At 77.0% G+C, this 291-nt stretch carries 1 pseudogene; it reads right to left on the bottom strand.

Annotated elements, in window-relative coordinates:
* A pseudogene (locus ACLBXP_RS25890) lies at positions 1–291 on the bottom strand (efflux RND transporter periplasmic adaptor subunit); the annotation flags it as partial.

The following is a 291-nucleotide window of genomic DNA, read 5'->3' as shown; positions in this document are numbered from 1 at the left end:
GCCCCACCCCCGCGCGGCGCTCGGTGACGGCGCCGTCGAAGTCGGCCTTCAGCTCGGTGTAGCCCATCTGGTCGCGGGCCTTCTGGAGGCTCGCCTGGGCCTGGGCGAGGCGGGCCTGCGCGGTGTCGCGGTTCGCCACCGCGCCGTCGAGCTGGGCCTGCGTGACGTTGCCGCCCTCCATCAGGCGACGCGTGCGCGCCTCGGTCGCCACCGCGTTCACGGTCTGCGCCCGCGCGTCCGCCACGTCGGCCCCCGCGCGGACCTGCGCGAAGCGCGGCACGATCGGGTCGA

Source organism: Methylobacterium sp. A54F, assembly GCF_053346035.1.
This window is presented reverse-complemented; position numbering and strand designations above follow the sequence as displayed.